The organism is Nonomuraea coxensis DSM 45129 (assembly GCF_019397265.1).
Lineage (GTDB): Bacteria > Actinomycetota > Actinomycetes > Streptosporangiales > Streptosporangiaceae > Nonomuraea > Nonomuraea coxensis.
This window is the reverse complement of sequence record NZ_CP068985.1, coordinates 4,309,027-4,330,676: the sequence shown is the minus strand read 5'-3', so window position 1 is coordinate 4,330,676 and position 21,650 is coordinate 4,309,027. Positions and strand designations below refer to the sequence as shown.

The 21,650-nt window shown below is 74.1% G+C and carries 13 protein-coding genes; 6 read left to right on the top strand and 7 right to left on the bottom strand.

Translation table 11 applies throughout. The annotated features are described in order from the left end of the window. Positions 1 to 144: 144 nt before the first annotated feature. From Nocox_RS20140 to Nocox_RS20115, 6 genes are all read right to left on the bottom strand, one after another. Positions 145 to 549, bottom strand: coding sequence for an arsenate reductase ArsC (locus Nocox_RS20140; protein ID WP_020542760.1), 405 nt, complete (start codon positions 547 to 549; stop codon positions 145 to 147). Then, entirely contained in the window at positions 542 to 1,633 is a 1,092-nt protein-coding gene (gene arsB, locus Nocox_RS20135) for an ACR3 family arsenite efflux transporter (protein WP_033408824.1), read from the bottom strand. Before arsB ends, Nocox_RS20140 begins: the two co-directional genes overlap by 8 nt. Beyond that, positions 1,633 to 2,001, bottom strand: a complete 369-nt coding sequence (locus tag Nocox_RS20130; RefSeq protein WP_020542762.1) for an ArsR/SmtB family transcription factor — start codon at positions 1,999 to 2,001, stop codon at positions 1,633 to 1,635. Before Nocox_RS20130 ends, arsB begins: the two co-directional genes overlap by 1 nt. 88 nt (positions 2,002 to 2,089) lie before the next feature. Next, a complete protein-coding gene (locus Nocox_RS43980) occupies positions 2,090 to 2,743 on the bottom strand; it encodes an arsenate reductase ArsC (protein WP_020542763.1) in 654 nt (217 codons plus the stop codon). A 115-nt stretch (positions 2,744 to 2,858) separates the two neighbouring features. Beyond that, positions 2,859 to 3,956 carry a GNAT family N-acetyltransferase gene (locus Nocox_RS20120; RefSeq protein WP_020542764.1) on the bottom strand — a complete coding sequence of 366 codons (1,098 nt, stop codon included), beginning with the start codon at positions 3,954 to 3,956 and terminating at the stop codon, positions 2,859 to 2,861. A 12-nt stretch (positions 3,957 to 3,968) separates the two neighbouring features. Next, a complete protein-coding gene (locus Nocox_RS20115; protein ID WP_020542765.1) occupies positions 3,969 to 4,304 on the bottom strand; it encodes an ArsR/SmtB family transcription factor in 336 nt (111 codons plus the stop codon). Between the two features lie 194 nt (positions 4,305 to 4,498). Here Nocox_RS20115 and Nocox_RS20110 point away from each other — a divergent pair, with 194 nt between their 5' ends. Beyond that, positions 4,499 to 6,490, top strand: coding sequence for a hypothetical protein (locus tag Nocox_RS20110; protein ID WP_157382995.1), 1,992 nt, complete (start codon positions 4,499 to 4,501; stop codon positions 6,488 to 6,490). A gap of 94 nt (positions 6,491 to 6,584) precedes the next feature. On the opposite strand, the gene Nocox_RS20105 is transcribed toward Nocox_RS20110, so the two are convergent. Beyond that, a complete protein-coding gene (locus Nocox_RS20105) occupies positions 6,585 to 7,304 on the bottom strand; it encodes a fasciclin domain-containing protein (protein WP_033408825.1) in 720 nt (239 codons plus the stop codon). A gap of 687 nt (positions 7,305 to 7,991) precedes the next feature. Here Nocox_RS20105 and Nocox_RS20100 point away from each other — a divergent pair. The 5 genes from Nocox_RS20100 to Nocox_RS20080 all read left to right on the top strand — a co-directional run bounded on the left by Nocox_RS20100 (position 7,992) and on the right by Nocox_RS20080 (position 21,642). Further along, entirely contained in the window at positions 7,992 to 8,981 is a 990-nt protein-coding gene (locus Nocox_RS20100) for a linear amide C-N hydrolase (RefSeq protein WP_026214255.1), read from the top strand. A gap of 778 nt (positions 8,982 to 9,759) precedes the next feature. Then, positions 9,760 to 10,950, top strand: coding sequence for a thioesterase II family protein (locus Nocox_RS20095; RefSeq protein ID WP_020542769.1), 1,191 nt, complete (start codon positions 9,760 to 9,762; stop codon positions 10,948 to 10,950). 35 nt (positions 10,951 to 10,985) lie between these two features. Beyond that, on the top strand, positions 10,986 to 15,965 hold the full coding sequence (locus Nocox_RS20090; RefSeq protein ID WP_020542770.1) for a non-ribosomal peptide synthetase: 4,980 nt from the start codon (positions 10,986 to 10,988) through the stop codon (positions 15,963 to 15,965). After that, positions 15,962 to 21,448, top strand: a complete 5,487-nt coding sequence (locus Nocox_RS20085) for a type I polyketide synthase (RefSeq protein ID WP_020542771.1) — start codon at positions 15,962 to 15,964, stop codon at positions 21,446 to 21,448. Before Nocox_RS20090 ends, Nocox_RS20085 begins: the two co-directional genes overlap by 4 nt. 2 nt (positions 21,449 to 21,450) lie before the next feature. Further along, positions 21,451 to 21,642 (top strand): MbtH family protein, encoded by a 192-nt coding sequence (locus tag Nocox_RS20080; RefSeq protein ID WP_020542772.1) that lies wholly within the window; start codon positions 21,451 to 21,453, stop codon positions 21,640 to 21,642. Positions 21,643 to 21,650: the final 8 nt, after the last annotated feature.

Here is a 21,650-nt window from a genome sequence, read left to right as displayed (position 1 = left end):
ACCGCGAGGGGAGTGGCCGGCGCGCCCCGGCCGCTCGCCCCGGCCGAGGACGCGCAGGACAGGCCGTCGGGGGCGTGCTGCGCGCCGACGCGGCCGGGCCCGCCCGGGCCTGATCCCGCGGCCGGCGGGCGGGCCTTTCCGCCGTCAGGCGGGCAGCAGGTCGGCGATCAACCTGGCGACGCGCACCCTGATCTCGTCCCGGATCGCCCTCACGGCTTCGATGCCCTGCCCGGCGGGGTCATCGAGCTTCCAGTCCTCGTACCGTTTGCCGGGGAAGATCGGACAGGCGTCCCCACAGCCCATGGTGATGACCACGTCACTGGCCTCGACCGCGTCGATGGTGAGGATCTTGGGCTGTTCGGCGGTGATGTCGATGCCCACGTCGCGCATCACCTCGACGGCGACCGGGTTGACCTGATCGGCCGGGGCCGATCCGGCGGAACGGACCTCGATGCGGTCTCCCGCCAGGTGGGTGAGCCATCCGGCGGCCATCTGGGAGCGGCCGGCGTTGTGGACGCAGACAAACAGGACACTGGGCTTGTCAGGCACGGGTGGCCTCCTTGGGGGTGAACAGGCGGCGGCCGGCCAGGCTGACGTAGACCAGGGCGACCAGGACGGGGACCTCGATGAGCGGGCCGACGACGCCGGCCAGGGCCTGTCCGGAGGTGACGCCGAAGACGCCGATCGCCACGGCGATGGCCAGTTCGAAGTTGTTGCCGGCGGCGGTGAAGGCGAGCGTGGTCGTCTTGTCGTACGGCAGGCCGATCGCCCTGCCGGTCAGGAAGCCGCCGCCCCACATGAGGGCGAAGTAGGCGAGCAGCGGCAGGGCGATGCGAGCCACGTCGCCGGGCTGTGAGGTGATGGTGTGGCCTTGCAGGGCGAACAGGATGACGATGGTGAACAGCAGGCCGTACAGGGCGATCGGACCGATGCGCGGCAGGAAGCGCTGCTCGTACCAGTCGCGGCCACGGGCGCGTTCGCCCAGCTTGCGCGAGGCGTAGCCCGCGGCCAGGGGGATGCCGAGGAAGACCAGCACGTAGAAGGCGATGTCGAAGGCCGACACCTCCAGCGCCGACTGCGCCAGGCCGAGCCAGCCGGGCAGCACCTGGAGGTAGAACCAGCCGAGCGCGCCGAAGGCGATCACCTGGAAGATGGAGTTGAGCGCGACCAGGACGGCTGCGGCCTCCCGGTTGCCGCAGGCCAGGTCGTTCCAGATGAGGACCATGGCGATGCAGCGGGCGAGTCCGACGATGATCAGGCCGGTGCGGTACTCGGGCAGGTCGGGCAGGAAGATCCAGGCCAGCGCGAACATCAGGGCCGGGCCGAGCACCCAGTTGAGCAGCAGCGAGGAGATCAGCAGGCGCCGGTCGCCGGTCACGGTGCCGAGGCGGTCGTAGCGGACCTTGGCCAGCACCGGGTACATCATCAGCAGCAGGCCGAGCGCGATCGGCAGCGAGATCTCACCGATCTTGACGGCGTCCAGCGCGGCGTCGAGACCCGGAACGAGCCGCCCGAGCAGCAGCCCGGCGGCCATGGCCGCGATGATCCACACCGCCAGGAAGCGGTCCAGCACCGACAGAGCGCCGATCACGCCGGCCGGTGGCGCGGTGGCCTGTGCGGGTTGAGCCGACATCACCGCGACACCGCCGTCGCAGCAGCCGCCGCGCTGGCGGGCAGGGTGAGCAGCGCCGACAGGTCGCCCAGCGTCTCGGGAACCAGCCGGTAGTAGACCCAGGAGGCGCGCCGCTCGGAGGTCAGCAGCCCGACCTCTTTGAGCACTTTCAGGTGGTGGCTGATGGTCGGCTGGGACAGTTCGAAGGCGTCGGTGATGTCGCACACGCACACCTCGCCGCCGGCGCGGCTGGCCACGATCGACAGGATGCGCAGCCGTACCGGATCGCCCAGCGCCTTGAACACCCGCGCCACCCCGGCCGCCTGCTCGGCGTCCAGTGGTTCGCGGGTCAGCGGAGGGCTGCACTCCAGGATCTCCAGCAGTTCCATCCACTGACCTTTCGTATAGACGTTCGTCGAAATAGGTACATATCTATATTGACATCTGTCTCTGCCTGCCCGGTACGTGAGCCTGCTCTCAGCCGGCCGGGACGCCGATGTCGGCCAGCAGGGCGCGGACGCGGCGCTCGATGTCGTCGCGGATCGGGCGGATCTGCTCCGGCGTCTTGCCGTCGGGGTCGTCCAGGTCCCAGTCCAGGTAGCGCTTGCCCGGGTGGACCGGGCAGGCGTCGCCGCAGCCCATCGTGACCACCACGTCGGCGGCCTGGACGATCTCGCTGGTCCACGGCTTGGGGAACTCGCCGGTGATGTCGATGCCGCGCTCGTGCATCACCTCCACGACGGCCGGGTTGATCAGCTCGCCGGGCTCGGTGCCGCCTGACCAGCCGAGGGCGCGCCGGCCGGCCAGGTGGGCGAAGAAGCCGAGCGCCATCTGTGAGCGGCCGGCGTTGTGCACGCACAGGAACAGCACGATCGGCACGCCGGCGTCGTCCTTGCCCTCGACGCGGGCCAGCGCGCGCAGCCGCTGGCGGGCGAACCGCTCGGCCAGCAGCGGCAGATAGTTGGCGATGACGGCACGGCCGGCGAACTGGTCGTAGCTGGTGTGCAGGAACCGCTCGATGGTCTCGGTGCCGAAGATGCCGGCGAACTCCTCGGCGAGGGTGCGGGCTGCGGTGAGCAGGGCGTGCTGCTGATCGACGGTCAGATCGGCGTGGCGGTAGGTGCTGTCCATGAAGGGCTCCGGCGGCGTCGCTCATATCGACTGCTGTCGATTTCGATGTGTATCGATATTGGCAGCCATCGATGTCATGCAGGTGAACGCCCGGCCAACAGCGGCCCTCGCGGGCTCAGGTGCCGCTCACAGCGCTGCGCCGTTCGATCAGCAGTACGTCTCGCCAGACGCCATGGTGGCGGCCAACGCGCTCGCGGGTGCCCACGACGCGGAAGCCGAGCGCCTGGTGCAGGCTCAGGCTCGCGGCGTTCTCCGGGAACACCCCCGACTGGATGGTCCACACACCGGCGTCCTCGGCGGCGGCGACGAACGCCGACAGCAGCGCCCGCCCGATGCCGTGGGCCTGGCAGCCAGGGTGCACGTAGATGCTGTGCTCCACCACACCCGCATACACCGGACGGGACGAGACCGCGGTGGCGGCCACCCAGCCGAGGACCTCGCCGGAGCCGGCGTCCACCGCCACGTACCGCAGGTGCGGCAATCGGCTCGCGCTGAAGCCCTCCCAGCTGGGCGCGGTGGTCTCGAAACTGGCCTGGCCGGTGTCCAGCCCGGCCTGGTAGACGGCCAGCACCTCCGCGGCATCGCTCTCGCGCATCGGCCGGATCTCCAGGCCGGGTCCGATGGCGGGCTTGACGGCGTGGACGATGGCCGAGTGCACCCCGTCGCCATGATCGGCGGTCAGCGTGACGGCGATCCGGACGAAGCCGGCCGCGGCCAGCAGGTCACGGTACTCCTGCACGGTGAGCGATCCGGCCGCGCAGCCGATGCGCTGCCCGGCCCGCTGCCGCGCCTGCTCGTCGAGCGCCCGCGCGGTGACGACGTCGCTGACGCCGAACCGTCCCCCGGGCCGCAGCACCCGGAACGCCTCGGCCGGCACGGCCGCCTTGTCGTCGGACAGGTTGATCACGCAGTTGGAGATGACCACGTCGACCGTGTGGCCGGGCAGCGGGATCGCCTCGATCGTGCCGTGCAGGAACCGCACGTTGGACGCGCCCGCCTGTTCGGCGTTGCGCTGGGCCAGCTCCACCATGGCGGGGCTGGCGTCCAGGCCGAAGACGGTGCCGGACGGGCCGACCCGGCGGGCCGACAGCAGCACGTCGATGCCTCCACCGGAGCCGAGGTCGAGCACCGTCTCGCCGTGGCGCAGCTCGGCGACGGCGTCCGCGGCACGGGCCAGGGCCGAGTAGCGGTCGATGATCTCGTCGTGCGCCATGGCGACGCTCCTTCACTCGCAGGCGGGGGCGGCCGGGACGGGGTTACCCATGACCACGTCGGCGGCGGTGGGGAAACAGCTCACGCAGTTCTCGTTGATCCGGTACAGGCTGGACGTGCCCTGCTTGTCGACCAGCACGAACCGCACCTCGGCCAGGATCTTCAGGTGGTGCGAGACGGTGGACTGGCCCACGCCGGAGGCGGCCACGATCTCGCCCACGCTCATCGGCTCGCGCCTGCCCGCCAGCAGCGACACGATCTGGATGCGGGTGGCGTCGGCCAGGGCCTTGAACCAGCTCGCGTACTCCTCGGCCTCCGCGCGCGGCAGGGGCCCCTTCTTCTCGTTCATCGTCAATCGACGATAATCGATCAATCCCGGCTCCGCAAGCACCCAGAGCCGCCCGGCGGGCGTACGACGCGCCGGGCGGATCCTGGGCATCGGCTGGGAATCCCGCCGTTCAGGCTCTGCCGTCTTGACGCGACACCCGCGGCCATGTCTTGATCTTGTTCTTATTAGAACTGATGAACGCAAGGAGTGGATGGTTGTCAGCACGAAGTTCTGACCTCGGCACCTCTTCGACAGCAGGTTCGGCCTCCCGATTAGCCCACCGGCTGCTCGCCCTCGGAACCGTCCTGGTCACGGCGGCCGGGCTGCTCGTGGCCCACCCCTCCGCGGCCACGGCCGCCGACACCACGACCGACCTCGGGGTGTCCGCCGGCAGGAGCGACATCGCCGCGACCGATGACCGGCTCTTCATCTCGGCCGAGGACCGCGTCATCGTCGCCGACCACGAGGCCCGGCTCACCGGCGCCGTCACCGGCCTGCCGAGCGTGGGCGACCTCGCCCTGACGTCCGACGGCACGCGCCTTTACGCGACGCTGCGGGATACGCACCAGATCGCTGAGATCGACACCGGCTCCCTCACGGTCACGCGCAGGATCGCCATGAACGCGTATCCCTGCCCCTCGCGCCTCGCTCTGCTGGGCACGCGGCTCTACGTCGGCTACGGCTGCGGCCCCGACTGGTCCGCCGGGGTGGTCGGCTTCGACGTCTCGGCGCCGGAGCCGGAGTTCGCCCGGCTGCCGCAGCAGCTGTACGCGGCGCCGCTGGTGGCCGCCGCCGGACAGAAGCTGATCGTCGGCGAGACCGCGCTCTCCCCCGGTGACCTCTTCGTCTACGACCTGGCGGAGACCGGCCCCGTCCTGCGCGGCGTCATCAGCGGCAGCACGCATCGCCTGTTCAACCTGACCGACCTCGCGATCAGCGCCGACGGGTCCACGGCGTTCTCGGCCTTCGGCGCGCCGTACCGGTTCGACGCCTGGGACACCGGCGACCTGACCCTCGTCCGCAGTTACGGCGAGGGCTCGACCTTCACCGGCTATCCCAAGGCGGTCACGGTCAGCGCGGACGGCCGTCACGTCATCGGCGGGCGGACCGCGGGCAAGCCCGTCGTGATGTACGACAGCGCGAGCGGCGAGCAGACCTTCGCGTACGAGAACCTGTCCTCCGAGCTGGTCGCGGGCAGCTTGGCCTATGCCGGCGGAACGGTCTTCGGCGTGCTGCGCGACCTGTCCGGGCGGCTCCACCTGGTCCGGCTGCCCGACGTCACCCTTCCCGGATCGGCCATCACGCTGACGGCGCCCGCCACGGGAACCGCCCTCACGCCGCTCACCCTGTCCGGGAAGCTCACCCTGTCGGACGGGTCGGCGCCCGGCGAGCAGCCGCTGACGCTGATCCGCTGGACGGCGGACGGCGCCCGGACCCCCGTCCCAGGTGTGACGACCGCCGCGGACGGCACGTACGCGGTCGAGGACACCCCGCCGATCGGCGGGCAGATCAGGTACGACGTGCTCTGGGACGGCGACGCGGACCACCGGTGGAGCAGGGCGTGGCGGGACGTCAGGGTGGCCAAGGTCTCGACCCTGATCAGCCTGACCCCCGCGGCCCCGGCGACCGCTCTCGAACCGCTCACCCTGTCGGGCACGCTCACCCTGGCCGACGGGGCCGACCCGGGCGAGCAGCCGCTGGTGGTGACCCGGCTGACGGCGAACGGCACGCGCGAGACCCTTCCCGCCGTGACGACGGCCACGGACGGCACCTTCACGATCGACGACACCCCGCCGATCGGCGGCAACACGCAGTACGACGTGCGCTGGAGCGGCAACCTGACCTACGAGGCGGCCACGGGCCTGAAGACCGTCGCGGTGGCCAGGCGCCGGACCACCCTCACCCTGTCCGGGCCCGGGACGGGCCACGCCGGCAAGCAGCTCGAGTTCAGCGGGGCGCTGGACGGCGGCGGCCGGCTGCCCGGGGCCGGCACCGCGATCACGGTGACCCGTACGGTCTCCGGCCGCACCGGCACCTCCACGACCACGCTGCCCCCGGCGGCGCTGTCGGCCGACGGGACGTTCGGCTTCACGGACACGCCCCCCGAGGGCGGCGACCACACCTACACCGTCCGATATGCCGGTGACAGCGTGTTCCTGGCCGCGGAGGGAACCCACGAGGTCACGGTGCGGGGCCAGGCCGGTTGACCGGCGTCCCGCCGTGGACATGTGAGAAGGCACGGCCACCGTCGCAGGCGGTGGCCGTGCCCTCTTCGTCCGTCCTGGCGGGCGGGCGGGTTCCTCACTGCGGCATGAGGACCTTGTCGATGACGTAGAGCGTGGCGTTGCTCGTCGGGATGCCGCCGCAGACGATCTTGGCGTCGTTGATGGTCATGTCCTCGCCGGTGCCCTTCACGGTCAGCTCGCCGCCCTGGAGCGTCTTGAGCATGTCGCCGTCCTTCAGGTCGGCCGGGCTCACCTTCCCCTCGACCACGTGGTACGAAAGGATCTTGGTGGCGGTGGCCTTGTCGGACATCGCGTCCTGCACGTCCTTCGGAACCGCGGTGAAGGCGGCGTCGTTGGGCGCGAAGATCGTCACGTCCTTCGCGGAGTTCAGCTTCTCCTCCAGTCCGGCCGCCTTGACCGCCTCCGAGAGCTTCGACAGGTCAGGGATCTTCGTCAGGGCGGTGCCGGCCGGCTGGTCGGCGACGCCGGAGATGCTGTCCTTCAGGGCCGCGCATCCCGGCCCCATCGGACTCGTGGTCGCGCCCGGCGTGGCCTCCCCTGTCGGGGTCGACATCGGGCCGCCGGGAGCGCCTGGCTCACCGGTCTCTCCCGGCGTGGTCTCCTCCGGCATGCCGGTCTCGTCCGGCGTGGTCTCCTCTGGTGTGGTCTCCTCCGGCATCGTGGTCGTTTCCGGCGCCGGCGAGCCCTCCGGTTCCAGAGTGCGGGCGGTGGCCGCGGTGGTCCCGGCGGTTGCCGCGGTCAGCGCGAGCGCCGCCGCGAGAAGCACTCGTTTCACAGTGTCCCCCGAATCTCTCGTGCCGGCGGGGTCGGCCCGCGCGGCCCGATCGAAGCAGATCTCACGTACGTTCCGAGCGCTTCCAGTCTCTCTGGCAGAAGGAGAAGAAGAAGTACTAGCACCACCAAAGCGGGACAAAAGGTGGAATTCCCGTATATGTCGCCCGGCCTGTCAAGGCCGGGCCGTGGGACCGCGACGGGGGCCCGCGGTCCCACGGCTGCCGGCGGCGGGCCGCTCGCCGGGAAGGGGCGGGAGCGGCCCGCGGCGGCGGAGGAGATGTCGAGCCTTCCTCCGCCTATGGCGGGTCTATCACCAAGTGCCGCCTCTGTCAGCACCCTCCCGATCCGGAACCGGCGCCGCCCCGGCATCGGCGCGCCCACGCTCCCGCGCCCGCGCGAAGCCGAGCGCGCCCCCGGAGGTACTGCGTCACCAGCAGGCCCGTGCCCGCCATCGCGATGCCCGCGACGAGGGTCGCTGCGGGCAGAACCGATGGGCCTTCCACGGCCGACTCCTTTACACCGTAGATCAGGAGGAGTGCCGCCGCGATGGACAGGCCCGCGCCGGCCGGGTCCGGCTGCTGGAGGTGAAGGCGTACGCCTGACCCGCGCCCGTGGCGTGCCCCGGACGCCGCCGCGCGTCCGGGGCGCGCGGGTGGCACCCGTCTGTGAGGTGAGGCACACTACTGGCATGCGGACCCCTGCCGTGGCGGTGTTGTCGGCTCTGGCTCTCGCGGCGTCGGTGGCGTGCGCGCCCACGGCGGCCGGACCGCCCCCGAAACCCTCCCCGGCGGCCCCGCAGGGGATCCTCCGGCAGACGGCGGACGAGATCGCCCGCACGTCGGCGAGCATGCGCGTCCTCGACGACCTGCCGCTGTACGAGATGACCTACTACGGCAGTTATGACGCCGAGGCGCCGCTCACCGACGCGGAGCTGGCGCGCAAGGGCGACGGCTGGGCCTGCTCGCTGTTCCACCGGCCCGGCGAGTTCGGCAGGAACTTCGACTGGCAGCCCAACCCGGCGATGGTCGTCCACAACCGCCCGCCGGGCGGCTACGCCTCGATCTCGCTGGTGGACGTCTCCTACCTGTTCTACCCGCGGATCAAGCCGAAGCTCACCAAGGCCGAGGACCGGCGGCGGCTGGCGCACGCGGTGCTGATCCCGTTCGACGGCATGAACGAGAAGGGGCTCGCCATCGGCCTGGCGCAGGCCCCGGACGCCGAGTTGCCCGCGCCGGGCGCGGGCCGCACCACCGTGAGCGGGGTGCGGATCATCCGGCTGATCCTGGACCGGGCGGCGACCGTGCCGGAGGCGATCGAGCTGATGCGCCGCTACGACCTCGACTTCACCGGCGGCCCGCAGCTGCACTACCTGATCGCGGACCGCGCGGGCAGGTCGGCGGTCGTCGAGTACGCCGAGGGCCGCATGAACGTCATCGACGACCGCTACCTCACCAACATCACGATGACGGGCGCGGACCGGGCCACCAGGATGGCCGACCGCCGCTACCGGCTCCTCGCCGAGGGCGGCGGCACGGAGGCGATGAAACTGCTCCGCCGGGTGGCCCAGCCGCACACGCAATGGTCGATCGTTTACGACCTCGATGACATGACGGCGAGAATCATCACGGCGCAGCGGTGGAACCGGGTGCGTGATTTACGTCTTTCCGCGGCCGATTGAGCCGGGCGCATTTCGTATTGACTTCACCGGCGGACCCCCTCGCCTTTTATCGGTAAATCACGGGATCGAACTCATCTCCCGGTGAAAATTCAACCGCGCACGTCGAGCCGGGAGTTTCGGCGCGTCACGAGCCCGGATTAGGGTGATCAGCCAAACGGCCGGGCCGATACTTGAAAGTTTCACGGCGGCTTGACAAAGCCGCCGACAAAGGAGTCCGGAGGTGAGTGGACGCGCCGGTCGGTCCTCGCGCCCCAGGGTGGCGCGGTTTTTGGTGAATGGCGGCCGGAGAACGGCGGCGGGGGCGCGGCGCCCCGGCCCGCGCGCCTCCCAGCCCGCTGCGGACGGTGGGCGGGCCGGGAGGTTTCGGACGTCCGAATCCTGGTTACGGTCCGCCGAGAAGCTCCCTCATTTATCATTGCGCGGCCCGGCGCGCAAGAGGGTCCCCCGGGGGAATGACGGCCCGGGGTGCCCGCGAATCGCGCATTGACGCCACCCTGGCGCGTCGATATAAGGTTCATGTCGTGCAAAGGCGTGAGATCACACGCATTGTCCGGCATTTCACATCCTCCACATTTCGGTGTTGTTTCGCGGCAATTGTCGAGGAGCGCCGTAACATGGCGGTTGACGACCTCCGTATTCAGCGACGAAACCCCCAGCCGACCTCCCCGCGCGGGCCGCGGACGGCGACCTCCGGCAAGGGGGGTGCTGGGCGATCAGTGGCCAGCTAGCCGCGGCGACGCGGGACCCTCACCCCACCGGTCCGTGCCCCGCACGTACGATGATCTGCCTGCCCTACGCCGGAGGAGGCGCGAGCGCCTACGCCGGGCTCCTCCGCCGGCTCACCGACCTCACCGTGGTCCCCGTCCAGCTTCCCGGCCGGGAGAACCGCATCGGCGAGCCGCCCGCCTTCACCATCGGCGACATCGCCGACGAGGTGGCGCCCGCCACCGGCGAGCCGTACGTGCTGTACGGCCACAGCATGGGCGCCCGGCTGGCCTTCGAGGTGGCCCGCGAGCTGCGCAGGCGCGGCCTGCGCGGGCCGTCGAGGCTCTACGTCGGCGGCGCCCATCCGCCCGACCGCCGGGTGCCGCTGGCGGCCGCCGCCGACCTGCCGGACGACGCCTTCATCGACCAGCTCATCCGCAGGTCGGGGGCGCTGCCCGAGCTCAGGGACCTGCCGGAGCTGCGGGAGCTGATGCTGCCGGTGCTGCGCTCGGACTTCGCCTGGATCAAGAACTACACCTTCGTCCCCGAGCCGCCGCTCGACACCCCGATCGTGGCCTTCGCCGGGCTCGACGACGGGGAGGCCGGCGTGGCGGAGATGCTCGGCTGGGCCCGGCACACCAGCGCGGGGTTCCGGCTGCGCACGGTCCGCGGCGGCCACCTGTTCGTCAAGGACCGCCCGGCCGAGCTGGCCGCGCTCATCGCCGCCGACCTCACGGCGGAGGACGTGCCGCACGAGCCCGACGAGGTGCGCCTCTGGGTGGGGCCCGCGGCCGGGCGCGACACGGAGCTGCGCCGGCACGCGGGGCGGGGCGCGGTCGGCGTCAGCGACGCCGGCGACCTGACCGCCGTGGCCGCCGGGCACGGGCCGGGGATCGGGGTGTGCGTGCTGCGCGCGCGGGACCTCGGCGAGCAGCCGGCCGAGCTGAGCGAGGACGAGCGGGAGCAGGTCGAGGAGGCCGCCGAGGAGGACCGGGGGTGGCTGGCGCTGCGCGCCGTCACCGCGAAGCGGGCGCTGATGGCCGCCGACGGCGGCGACGCCGATCCCGCGGCGGCGGGCTTCCCCGACCTCGCCGATCCCGGCCCCTGGCGGATCCAGTCGGGAACGGAGCCGGACCGGCTGTCCCGGTGGCGGATCACCCACGTGGCGCTGCACACCTCCCGGGGTGAGGCGCTGGCCGCGCTCGCCGTACCGCACGACGGAGTGCGGCTGAGCCTCGACCTGCCGCCGGAACGAGCAAGGTGACGGGGAGCCGGCGGAGAGACAGCGGGGAGACACGAGTGACCAACGGGGCACTTCTTCATGACCTCGTCCTGGCGCAGGCCGGGCGCACTCCGGACGCGATCGCCGTACGGCAGGGCGAGCGGAGCCTGACCTACCGCGAGCTGGTCTCGGCGGCGGCCGCGCTGGCCCACCGGCTGCGCGAGCTCGGCGCGGGCCCCGAGACGCGGATCGGCATCTGCCACCGGCGCACGCCCGACCTGCTGGTCCGCGTGCTCGGCGTGCTCATGTCCGGGGGCGCGTACGTGCCGCTGGACCCCGCGCACCCGCGCCGGCGGCTCGCCGGCGTCATCGAGGACGCCGGCATCACCACGGTCGTCGCGGACGGGACCGGCGCGGACCTGCTGGCCGGGCTGCCCGTGCGGCTGGAGACCGGACACCCGGGCGGCGGCGCCGAGCCGCCCGCGCGGGTCACGCCGCCCGGCGCGGCGGCCTACGTGCTCTACACCTCCGGCTCGACCGGACGGCCCAAGGGTGTCGTGGTGAGCCACGCCTCGGCGGTGTCGTTCGTGACGATGGCGGGTGAGGTGTTCGGGCTCGACACCGGCTGCCGGTCCATCGGGTTCGCCGCGCTCGGGTTCGACGTGTCGGTGCTGGACGTCTTCGCGCCGCTCGCGCGCGGCGGGTCCGTGATGCTCGTGCCAGAGGAGGACCGGGTGGACGCCGCCCGGCTCCAGCGTTTCCTCGAACGGCACCAGGTGACCTGGGGCACGATCCCGCCCGCGCTGCTCCCGCTGCTGGAGCCGGAGCGGCTGCCGTGGCTGCGCGACCTGCTCACCGCGGGCGAGCCGGCCGGGCCCGAGCAGGTGGCCCGCTGGGCGACCGGGGGGCGGCGCTTCCACAACTGGTACGGCCCCACCGAGACCACGGTGTGCGTCGTCGGCACCGAGCTGGCGGGCGTCTGGGACCGGCCGCTGCCGATCGGGCACGCGCTGCCGGGCTGCCGGGCGTACATCCTGGACGACCTGCTGCGGCCCTGCCCGCCGGGCACGCCGGGCGAGCTGTGCATCGGCGGCCCGCAGCTCGCCCGCGGCTACCTCGGCCGGCCGGGGCTGTCGGCCGAGCGGTTCGTGCCGGACCCGTACGGCGGGCCGGGGGCGCGCATGTACCGCACCGGCGACCAGGTCGTGCTGGAGGACGACGGCAGGATCGGCTTCATCGGGCGGCTGGACCGGCAGGTGAAGGTCCAGGGCCAGCGCGTCGAGATCGGCGAGATCGAGGCGGTGCTGCGGGCGCACCCCGGTGTGCGGCAGGCGGTCGCGGACGTGACGGACGGGCCCGCGGGGCTGAAGGAGCTGACCGCGTACCTGACGCCGGAGGAAGCGCCCGGCATCGAGGAGGTGCGGGCGCACTGCCTGGAGAGCATGCCGGCGTACATGACGCCGACCAGGGTGGTGCGGCTGGCTGCGCTGCCGCTGACGGTGGCGGGCAAGATCGACCTCGCGGCCCTGCGCGCCCGCAGGAACGTGGCCGCGCCCCCGGCGGGCGGCGCCGGCGGCGCGGACCGGGCGGACGGTACGGGCCAGGGGGACGGCGCGGGCGGCGTGGCTCCGGAGGCCGGGAGGAGCGGGACGGAGCGGGAGGTCGCGGCGGCCTGGGCGGAGGCGTTCGGGGCCGGGGGCGAACCGGGGCCGGACGACGACTTCTTCGCCTCCGGCGGCCACTCGCTGGTGGCCATGCGCCTGGCCGCGCTGCTGCGGGCCGCGCTCGGCAAGGAGATCGAGGTCAGGGACGTGCTCGCGGGCCGTACCGTCGCCGGCATCGCCCAGCTGGCTGAGTCGGCCCCGCCCGCGCGGGACGAACCGCTCGCCGCCGCGCCGGCCGCGCTGTCGGCCGTGCAGCGCCGGATGTGGTTCGTGGAGCGGCTGGCGCCCGGCACGCCCGCGCACAACATCGCGATGGCGCAGCGCCTGTCCGGGCCGCTGGACGTCGCCGCCCTGCGCGCCGCCCTGGCGGCGGTCGCCGAGCGGCACGAGGTGCTGAGGTGGCGCGTCCCGGAGTCCGGCGGCGTGCCGGCCGTCGCCGTGTCGCCGCCAGGACCGGTGCCGCTGCCGGTGGAGGACGTGACGGAGGCGGAGGTGGGCGAGCGGCTGGCGGCCGAGGCCCGGCTCGCCTTCGACCTGGCGGCGGGGCCGCTGTGGCGGGCCCGGCTGCTGCGCGTCGCCGCCGGCGAGCACGTGCTGGCGATCACGGCGCACCATCTGGTGTTCGACGGCTGGTCGCAGCGGGTGCTCTACGACGAGCTCGGGAGCGCCTACCGGGAGGCGGCGCTCGCGCCGCTGCCCGCCTCGTTCGGCGGGTACGCGGCCTACCTCGGCGGGCGGGACGGCGAGACGAGCCTGGAGTGGTGGCGGCGGCACCTGGAGGGCGCGCCCGCCGTGCTCGACCTGCCGCGCGACCATCCGCGCCCGGCGGTGCAGACGTTCGAGGGGGCCGGCGCGACGGCCGAGGCCGGGGCCTCCGTCAGCGACGGCGTGCGGTCGCTGGCCGCGCGGCTCGGCAGCACGCCGTACGCGGTGATGCTGGCGGCGTTCGGCCAGGTGCTACGGCGGCTCACCGGGCAGCACGACCTGATCGTCGGCGCGCCCGTCGCCGACCGGCGCGAACCCGCCTTCCATCCGCTGATCGGGTGCCTGGTGCAGGTGCTTCCGGTACGGCTGCGCGTCGAGGACGAGGCGAGCTTCGCGGCGCACGTGACGCGCTGCCAGGAGACGTTGTCCGGCGCGCTCGCCCATCTCGACGTGCACCTGGAGCGGCTGGTCGACCGGCTCGGGCCGGGCCGCGACCTGTCCAGGAACCCGCTGGTCCAGGTGCTGTTCAACATGTACGACTTCGCCGAGCCGCGGCTGGAGCTGCCCGGCGTCACGGCCGTCCCGCTGCCGCCGGGACTGCCGGGGGCGCTGTTCGACCTGACCCTGTACGTCGGGGAACGCGACGGGCGGTACGTGCTGCAGGCGGCGTACAACCCGCGGCTGTTCCGCCGGGAGCGGATCGAGGAGCTGCTGGGCGGCTACCTGCGGCTGCTCGGCGACCTGGTGTCCGCTCCCGAGCGGCCGGTGCGGCAGGCGTCCCTCCGCCCCCTGCCCGGCCGCGACGGCGCCCGCCTCCCCGACGGCACCCGCCCCCTGCCCGGCTGGACCGGGCCCGGCGTGGTGGAACGAGTCCTCGGCCAGGCCGGGAACGGCCGGGTGGCGATCGCCGGCGAGGGCGCCGCCCTCAGCTACGCGGAGCTGGCCCGGCTCGCGGACGCGGTCGGAAAGACCGTAACGGCAGCGGCGGGCCCGGGGGCGGTGGTGGCGGTTCTGGCCGCGCGGACGTGCGAGTTGCCCGCGCTGATGCTGGGCGTCCTGGCGGCCGGTGGGCGCTGGGCCGTGCTGGACTCCGCCCTGCCGGCCGCGCGCCTCGCGGCCCAGGCCCGCGCCGCCGGTGCGCGCGCGCTGATCGCCTGCCCAGGCGTGCCCGTCCCCGCCGAGCTGGCATGGCTGCCCGAGCTGACCCTGCCCCGCGAGCAGACCGGGGCCGAGACGGCCGGGGCGGCGGAGCCGGGCCGGGATGCTGAGGTGGGGGGCGAGGGGCGGGGGTATTTGGCGTTCACGTCCGGCACCACCGGGGAGCCGAAGCCGGTGGTGGCGGCCGAAGGGCCGCTGGCCCGGTTCCTGGACTGGTACGCGGCCGAGTTCGCGTTGACCGCGGACGACCGGTTCGCGCTGCTGGCCGGGCTGGCGCACGATCCGCTGCTGCGGGACGTCTGGACGCCGCTCACCCTGGGGGCGACGCTGCACGTGCCGGACCAGGACCGGGTGCGGGACCCGGCGCGGCTGGCGGCGTGGCTGCGGGAGCGGGCGGTCACGGTGGCGCACCTGACGCCGCAGCTCGCCACGCTGATCGCCGCGGCCGGGGTGGAGCTGCCCGACCTGCGGCTGGTGGTGTTCGGCGGGGACCGGCTGACGTTCGCGGACGTGGCGAGGTTCGCGGCCGTCGCGCCGAAGGCCCGCCTGGTGAACGCCTACGGCACGACCGAGACGCCCCAGGCGCAGGCCGTCCACGAGATCACCGGCGAGGCGGGCGCGACCGGCGACCCGGTTCCGGTCGGTCACGGCGTGGACGGGGCGGAGCTGCTGGTGCTCGACGCGGGCGGCGCCCCCGCGGCCGTGGGCGAGCTGGGCGAGGTGGTGGTGCGCAGCCGCCGCCTGGCGGAGTCGTACGCGGGCGACGACGAGCTGACCCGGAGCCGGTTCAGCCGGGAGCCGGGCGGCGGGCCCGCCCGCTACCGCACGGGAGACCTCGGCCGCTACGACCCCGACGGCCGGGTGGTGCTGGCCGGGCGGGCGGACGGGCAGGTGAAGATCCGCGGTCACCGGGTCGAGCTGGGCGAGGTGGAGGCGGCGCTGGCCGCGCACCCGGGCGTCCTGGCGGCGGCGGCGCGGGCGGTCGCGCAGCCCGGCGGGCCGGTGCTGCACGCCTACGCGGTGCCCGCGGGCGCGGCCGTGCAGGCCGGGGAGCTGCGCCGGCATCTCGCGGCCCGCCTGCCCGACTACGCCGTGCCGGCCGAGCTGGTGCTGCTGCCGGCGCTGCCGCTGACGCCGAACGGGAAGGTGGACCGGGCCGCTCTGCCCGCCCCTCCCCCGCGCGCTCCCGCCGGGCCGGGGCGGGAGCCGGCCACGGCGACCGAACGCCTGGTCGCCGGCGTCTGGCGGGAGGTCCTGGGCCTGCCGCGGGTCGCCGCCGACGCGAACTTCTTCGAGATCGGCGGGCATTCGCTCGCCACCGCTCAGGTCCAGGCCCGCCTCGCCGCCGCACTCGGGCGCGAGGTGCCGATCGTGGACCTGTTCCGCTTCCCGACCGTACGGACGCTCGCCGCGCACCTCGACGGCGAGCGGCGTACGCCGGGTGCGGAGCGCGCCGCGCGGCGGGTCGCGGCGCGCAGGGCACGACCCTCAACTCGGCCCCACCGGGCCAGACGGGAGAGTGACGAATGACCGCTGAGCTGAATCACGACGACGAGGGGCCCGGGGTCGAGCCGATCGCGGTCGTCGGCCTGGCCTGCCGTCTCCCGGGCGCCGAGGACGTGCCCGCGTACTGGCGCAACCTGGTCGGCGGCGTCGAGTCGGTGCGTTTCTACACGCGGGAGGAGCAGGCGGCGCTCGGCGTGCCCGACTACCTGCTGGACGATCCGACGTTCGTCCCGGCGTGCTCGATCGCGGACGGCTACGGCGCGCTCGACGCGGCCTTCTTCGGGATGTCGCCGCGCGAGGCGGAGTTACGCGACCCGCAGCAGCGCATGTTCCTGGAGCTGGCCAGCAGCGCGCTGGACGACGCGGGCTACGACCCGGCCCGCTACCAGGGCGAGATCGGCGTGTACGGGGCCATCGGCTCCGACGAGTACCAGTGGATGTACATCCGGCCGAACAAGAAGGTGTTCGCCTCCGTCGGCAACCTCGCCGTCTACACCGGCAACCACCCGGACTACCTGGCCACGATGGTGTCGTACAAGCTGGACCTGCGCGGCCCCAGCCTGACCCTGCACACGGCGTGCTCCTCCTCGCTGGTCGCCCTGCACGTGGCGTGCGAGGCGCTGCGGACCGGCGAGTGCGACATGGCGCTGACCGGCGGCGCCTCGCTGGAGCTGCCGGCCGAGTGGGGCTACCAGTTCCACCAGGACGGCATCTACGCGCCCGACGGGCACTGCCGGGCGTTCGACGCCGCCGCGGCGGGCACGATCTGGGGCGGGGGCGGCGGCATGGCGGTGCTGAAGCGCCTGTCGGACGCCCTCGCCGACGGCGACCACATCCGCGCCGTGGTGATCGGCAACGCGATCAACAACGACGGCGCCACCAAGATGGGCTTCTCGGCGCCGAGCGCCGAGGGCCAGGCGGCGGCGGTCTCGCAGGCGCTCGGCGTGGCGCGGATCGACCCGCGCACCGTCACCTACGTGGAGGCGCACGGCACCGGCACCTCGCTGGGCGACCCGATCGAGGTGGCGGCCCTGTCCAGCGTGCTGGGCGCCGGCACCGACGAGGCGGGCTGGTGCGGTCTCGGCTCGGTCAAGACCAACATCGGCCATCTCGGCCCGGCGGCGGGCATCGCGGGCTTCATCAAGACGGTGCTCGCGCTGGAGCACGGCCTGATCCCGCCGAGCCTCAACTTCGAGACGCCGAACCCGCGCATCGACTTCGGCTCCAACCCGTTCCGCGTGGTGTCGTCGCTGACGAAGTGGGAGACGAACGGCTTCCCGCGCCGGGCGGGCGTCAGCTCGTTCGGGATCGGCGGCACGAACGCGCACGTGCTGGTCGAGCAGGCGCCGCCCGCGCCGCTGCCCACCGCGCAGCCGCGCCCGGCGCACCTGCTGCTGCTGTCGGCGCGGACCCCGTCCGCGCTGGACGCCTCCGTGGCCCGGCTGGCCGGCCACCTGGAGGGGCGGGAGCTCGACCTGGCCGACGTGGCCCACACGCTGCGGGCCCGCCGCCGCTACGCGCACCGGGCCGCCGTGGTGGCCGCCGACACCGCCGACGCGGTCGCGGCGCTGTCCACCCCGCGCCGGGTGGTGAAGGGCCGGGCGGGCACGCCGAAGGTGGCCTGGCTGTTCTCCGGCCAGGGCGCGCAGTACGCGGGCATGGGCGCGGGCCTCTACCGCACGGAGCCGGCCTTCGCCGCCGCGGTGGACGAGTGCGCCGCGATCCTGCGCGAGGAGCTGGGTCTCGACCTGCGCACCCTGCTGTTCCCCGGCGACGACGAGCGGGAGGCCGCCGACGAGCGGCTGCGGCAGACGGCGCTCACCCAGCCCGCGCTGTTCACGCTGGAGTGGGCGCTCGCGTCCCTGTGGCGCTCGTGGGGCGTGGAGCCGGCCGCCATGATCGGGCACAGCATCGGCGAGTACGTCGCCGCGACCGTCGCGGGCGTCTTCTCCCTGCCCGACGCGCTGCGCCTGGTCGCCGCCCGGGGCCGGCTCATGCAGACCATGCCGGCGGGCGCGATGCTCGCGGTGCGGCGCGACCAGGAGGAGGTGCGCGCCGACCTGCCGGACGGCCTGTCGATCGCCACCGTCAACGGCCCCGGCACGTGCGTCGTCGCCGGCCCCGGCGAGCTGGTCGCCGCCTACGCCGCCCGCCTCGACGAGGCCGGCGTCCAGCACACGGCGCTGCGCACCTCGCACGCCTTCCACTCGGCGATGATGGACCCGATTCTCGGCGACTTCCACGAGGCGGTCGCCGCGGCGGATCGGCACGCGCCCGCGCTGCCGTTCCTGTCGAACGTCACCGGCACGTGGATCACCGCCGAGCAGGCCACGGACCCCGCCTACTGGACGCGGCACCTGCGCGAGACGGTCCGGTTCGGCGACTGTGTGGCGACGCTCGCCGCCGAGGGCGAGTGGCGGCTGGTGGAGTGCGGCCCCGGGCGGCAGCTCGCCGGGCTGGCGAGGAACCAGCTCCCCCGCACCGCGCCCCGGCCGCTGGCCAGCCTGCCCGGCCCCGCCGACGGCAAGGCCGACCTGGAGGTGCTGTACGCGACGGCCGGCGCGCTGTGGACGGCGGGCGTGCCGCTGGACACCGACGCGCTGGCCGAGCCCGCCCGGCGGGTGCCGCTGCCGGCGTACCCGTACGAGCGGGCCGAGCACTGGGTGCGGACCTCGTTCGATCCCGAGCTGGTCTTCCCCCGGCCGCCGCGGGCGGGCGCGCTGCCGCTGGAGGAGTGGTTCTCGGTGCCGGCCTGGCGGCAGGAGCCGGTCGCCCCGGCCGGGACGGCGGCGCTCGCCGGGCTGCGCTGCCTGGTGTTCGCGGGACCGGCCGCCGGGCCGCTGCTGGACGGGCTGCGCGCGGCCGGCGCGGACGTGGTCAGGGTGGTGCCGGGCGACGCCTACGCGGCCCAGCCCGGCGGGACGTTCACCGTCCGGCCGGCGGAGCGCGACGACTACGAGGCGCTGCTGGCCGCGACCGGCGTGCCGGCCCGCGTCGTGCACGCCTGGGCGCTGGACGGCTGCCCCGCCGCCACGTCCGAGCAGGTGACCGCGGCCCAGGACCTGGGCTTCCACAGCCTGCTGGCGCTGGTGCAGGCGATGGCGGGGGCCGAGCGGGAGGCGGCCGTCCACGTGGACATCGTGACCGCCGGCACGCAGGGCGTCACCGGCGGGGACGTGTCGCGGCCCGAGCACGCCACGGTCGCCGGGATCACGGGCGTGGTCCCGCTGGAGGCCCGGTGGCTGACGGCCCGGCACGTCGATCTGGAGGCGGGGCCGTACGACGCGGGCAGGGTGCTGGCCGAGCTGGCCGCCGAGCCGGTCGAGCCGGAGGAGGGCGTGCCGCCGTCCCCGGTCGCGCTGCGCGCCGGCCGCCGCTGGGTGCGCGGCTTCGCGCCGGTGCCGGTGCCGCCGCAGGACGACCCGCTGCGCCCGCACGGCGTGTACGTGATCACCGGCGGGCTCGGCGGCATCGGCCTGACCCTGGCCGAGGACCTGGCGCAGCGCGTCCAGGCCAGGCTGGTGCTGCTCGGCAGGACCGGGCTGCCGCCCCGCGAGGAGTGGGACGCGCTCGACGGCGCGTCGGAGCGGACCAGGCGGGCCGTCGCCGCCGTCCGCCGGATGGAACGGGCGGGCGCCGAGGTGCTCGTGCTGTCCGCCGACGTGACCGACCCCGCGTCGCTGCGCCGGGTGCGGGACGACGCGCTCGCCAGGTTCGGCAGGATCGACGGGGTCGTGCACGCGGCCGGGGTGCCCGGCGGCGGCATGGCCGAGGTCAAGGAGCGGCGCGCCGCCGACGACGTCATGGCGCCCAAGATCGCCGGCACGCCGGCGCTGCGCGAGGTGTTCGGCGACCTGCCGCTCGACTTCGTGCTGCTCTGCTCCTCGGTGACCGCCGTCGCGGGCGGGTTCGGCCAGGTGGACTACTGCGCGGCCAACGCCTTCATGGACGCCTACGCGCACGTCTGGCCGGGCCGGGTCCTGTCGGTGAACTGGGGGGCCTGGCTGGAGGTCGGCATGGCGGCCGAGGTCGCCGCGCCGGTCGCGTTCCGCGCGCTGCAGCGCGGCGACCGGGTCACCCGGCTGGAGCACCCGATCCTCGGTCACCGGCACGAGAGCGCCGGCCGCCGCCCCTGGTACGCCGCGACCCTGTCGCCGGAGACGCACTGGGTGCTCGGCGAGCACCGGGTGGCCGGGGTGCCGGTGATGCCGGGCACCGGCTACCTGGAGACGGCGCGGGCCGCGTTCGAGGCGGCCGTGCCGAGCCCCGGGCCCGGCCACGCGGTCGAGCTGCGCGACGTCGCCTTCGTCGCGCCGCTTTCGGTCGCCGAGGGCACCAGCGCGGAGCTGCGGGTGCTGCTCACCCCGTCGGGCGACGGCATGGACTTCGAGGTGGTCAGCTCCGCCGGCGGCGAGCCGGTGCAGCACGCGCGCGGCTCGGCGGCGTGGGTGGCGGCCGGCGAACCGGCCGCGGACCTGGCCGAGGTGCGGGCCCGCTGCTCGTACGGCTCCGGCGCGGCCGACCCGTTCGCCTCGGCGTCCGGGCTGGTCACGTTCGGGCCGCGCTGGCGCAGCCTGCGCGAGGTGCGGCTCGGCAGCGACGAGCAGCTCGCCCACCTGGTGGCCGTCCCCGACGTCGCCGCCGAGCTGGCCGCGCTGCCGCTGCACCCGGCGCTGCTGGACGAGGCGACCGCGTTCGTCGCCGTCTCCGGCGAGCACAGCTACCTGCCGCTCGGCTACGGCCGCATCACCGTGCGCGGCCCGCTGCCGGCCACGCTGTGGAGCCACGCGCGGCTGCGGGACACCGGCGGCGGCGAGGTGCTGGCCGCCGACCTCACCCTGTACGACGACGCCGGCGAGCCCGTGGTGGACATCTCCGACTTCGTGCTCAGGCGCGTGGACCGGCAGGCGATGACCACGACCGTCGGCGAGGGCGCCAGGAACGCCGCCGAGGCCGTGCCCGTCAAGGAGGAGTCCGCGACTGCGGGCGTCGCCCTCGACCTCGACGGCGCCAGGCGCGGCATCCCGCCCGCCGACGGCGCGGAGGCGTTCCGCCGCGTGCTCGCCGCCGGACTCGGCAGCCAGGTCGTGGTGAACGCCACCGCGCTGCCGGAGTTCGTGGCCGGGGTGCGCGAGCTGACCCAGGACACCGTGGCCGACGAGCTGGACGCCGCCGCCGCGACCGGCGAGGGCGGCGCCGCCGACGACGACCACGTGGCGCCCCGCAACGACCTGGAGAGCACGCTCGCCGGGCTGTGGGGCGAGGTGCTCGGCGCCCGCCGGGTCAGCGTCGAGCAGGACTTCTTCGAGCTGGGCGGCAACTCGCTGGTGGCGGTCCAGCTCATCGCGCTCATCAGGAAGAAGATCGGCGTCCGGCTGCCGATGCGCAGCCTCTTCCAGGTGCCCACCGTGGCCGGGATGGCCGCGCTGGTGGAGGAGCTGCGCGGCCAGGACGCCCCCGCACGGCCCGCGACGATCACCAGGCTTCCCCGAGAGGAAAGGCACTGAACATGGCGGACGGCACGTACAAGGTCGTGGTCAACGACGAGGAGCAGTACTCCATCTGGTTCGCCGACCGTCCCCTGCCGGCGGGCTGGCGGGAGGAAGGCTTCTCGGGGGCGAAGCAGGACTGCCTCGACCACGTCGAACGGGTCTGGACCGACATGCGCCCGCGCAGCCTGCGCGAGGCCATGGGGCAGTAGAGGAGCGG

Coding starts and splice junctions, on each gene's coding strand:
- Nocox_RS20085 (WP_020542771.1), top strand. CDS start 15,962: ATGACCGCTGAGCTGAATCACGACGACGAGGGGCCCGGGGTCGAGCCG.
- Nocox_RS20130 (WP_020542762.1), bottom strand. CDS start 2,001: ATGGAACTGCTGGAGATCCTGGAGTGCAGCCCTCCGCTGACCCGCGAA.
- Nocox_RS20120 (WP_020542764.1), bottom strand. CDS start 3,956: ATGGCGCACGACGAGATCATCGACCGCTACTCGGCCCTGGCCCGTGCC.
- Nocox_RS20095 (WP_020542769.1), top strand. CDS start 9,760: ATGATCTGCCTGCCCTACGCCGGAGGAGGCGCGAGCGCCTACGCCGGG.
- Nocox_RS20115 (WP_020542765.1), bottom strand. CDS start 4,304: ATGAACGAGAAGAAGGGGCCCCTGCCGCGCGCGGAGGCCGAGGAGTAC.
- Nocox_RS43980 (WP_020542763.1), bottom strand. CDS start 2,743: ATGGACAGCACCTACCGCCACGCCGATCTGACCGTCGATCAGCAGCAC.
- Nocox_RS20080 (WP_020542772.1), top strand. CDS start 21,451: ATGGCGGACGGCACGTACAAGGTCGTGGTCAACGACGAGGAGCAGTAC.
- arsB (WP_033408824.1), bottom strand. CDS start 1,633: ATGTCGGCTCAACCCGCACAGGCCACCGCGCCACCGGCCGGCGTGATC.
- Nocox_RS20100 (WP_026214255.1), top strand. CDS start 7,992: ATGCGGACCCCTGCCGTGGCGGTGTTGTCGGCTCTGGCTCTCGCGGCG.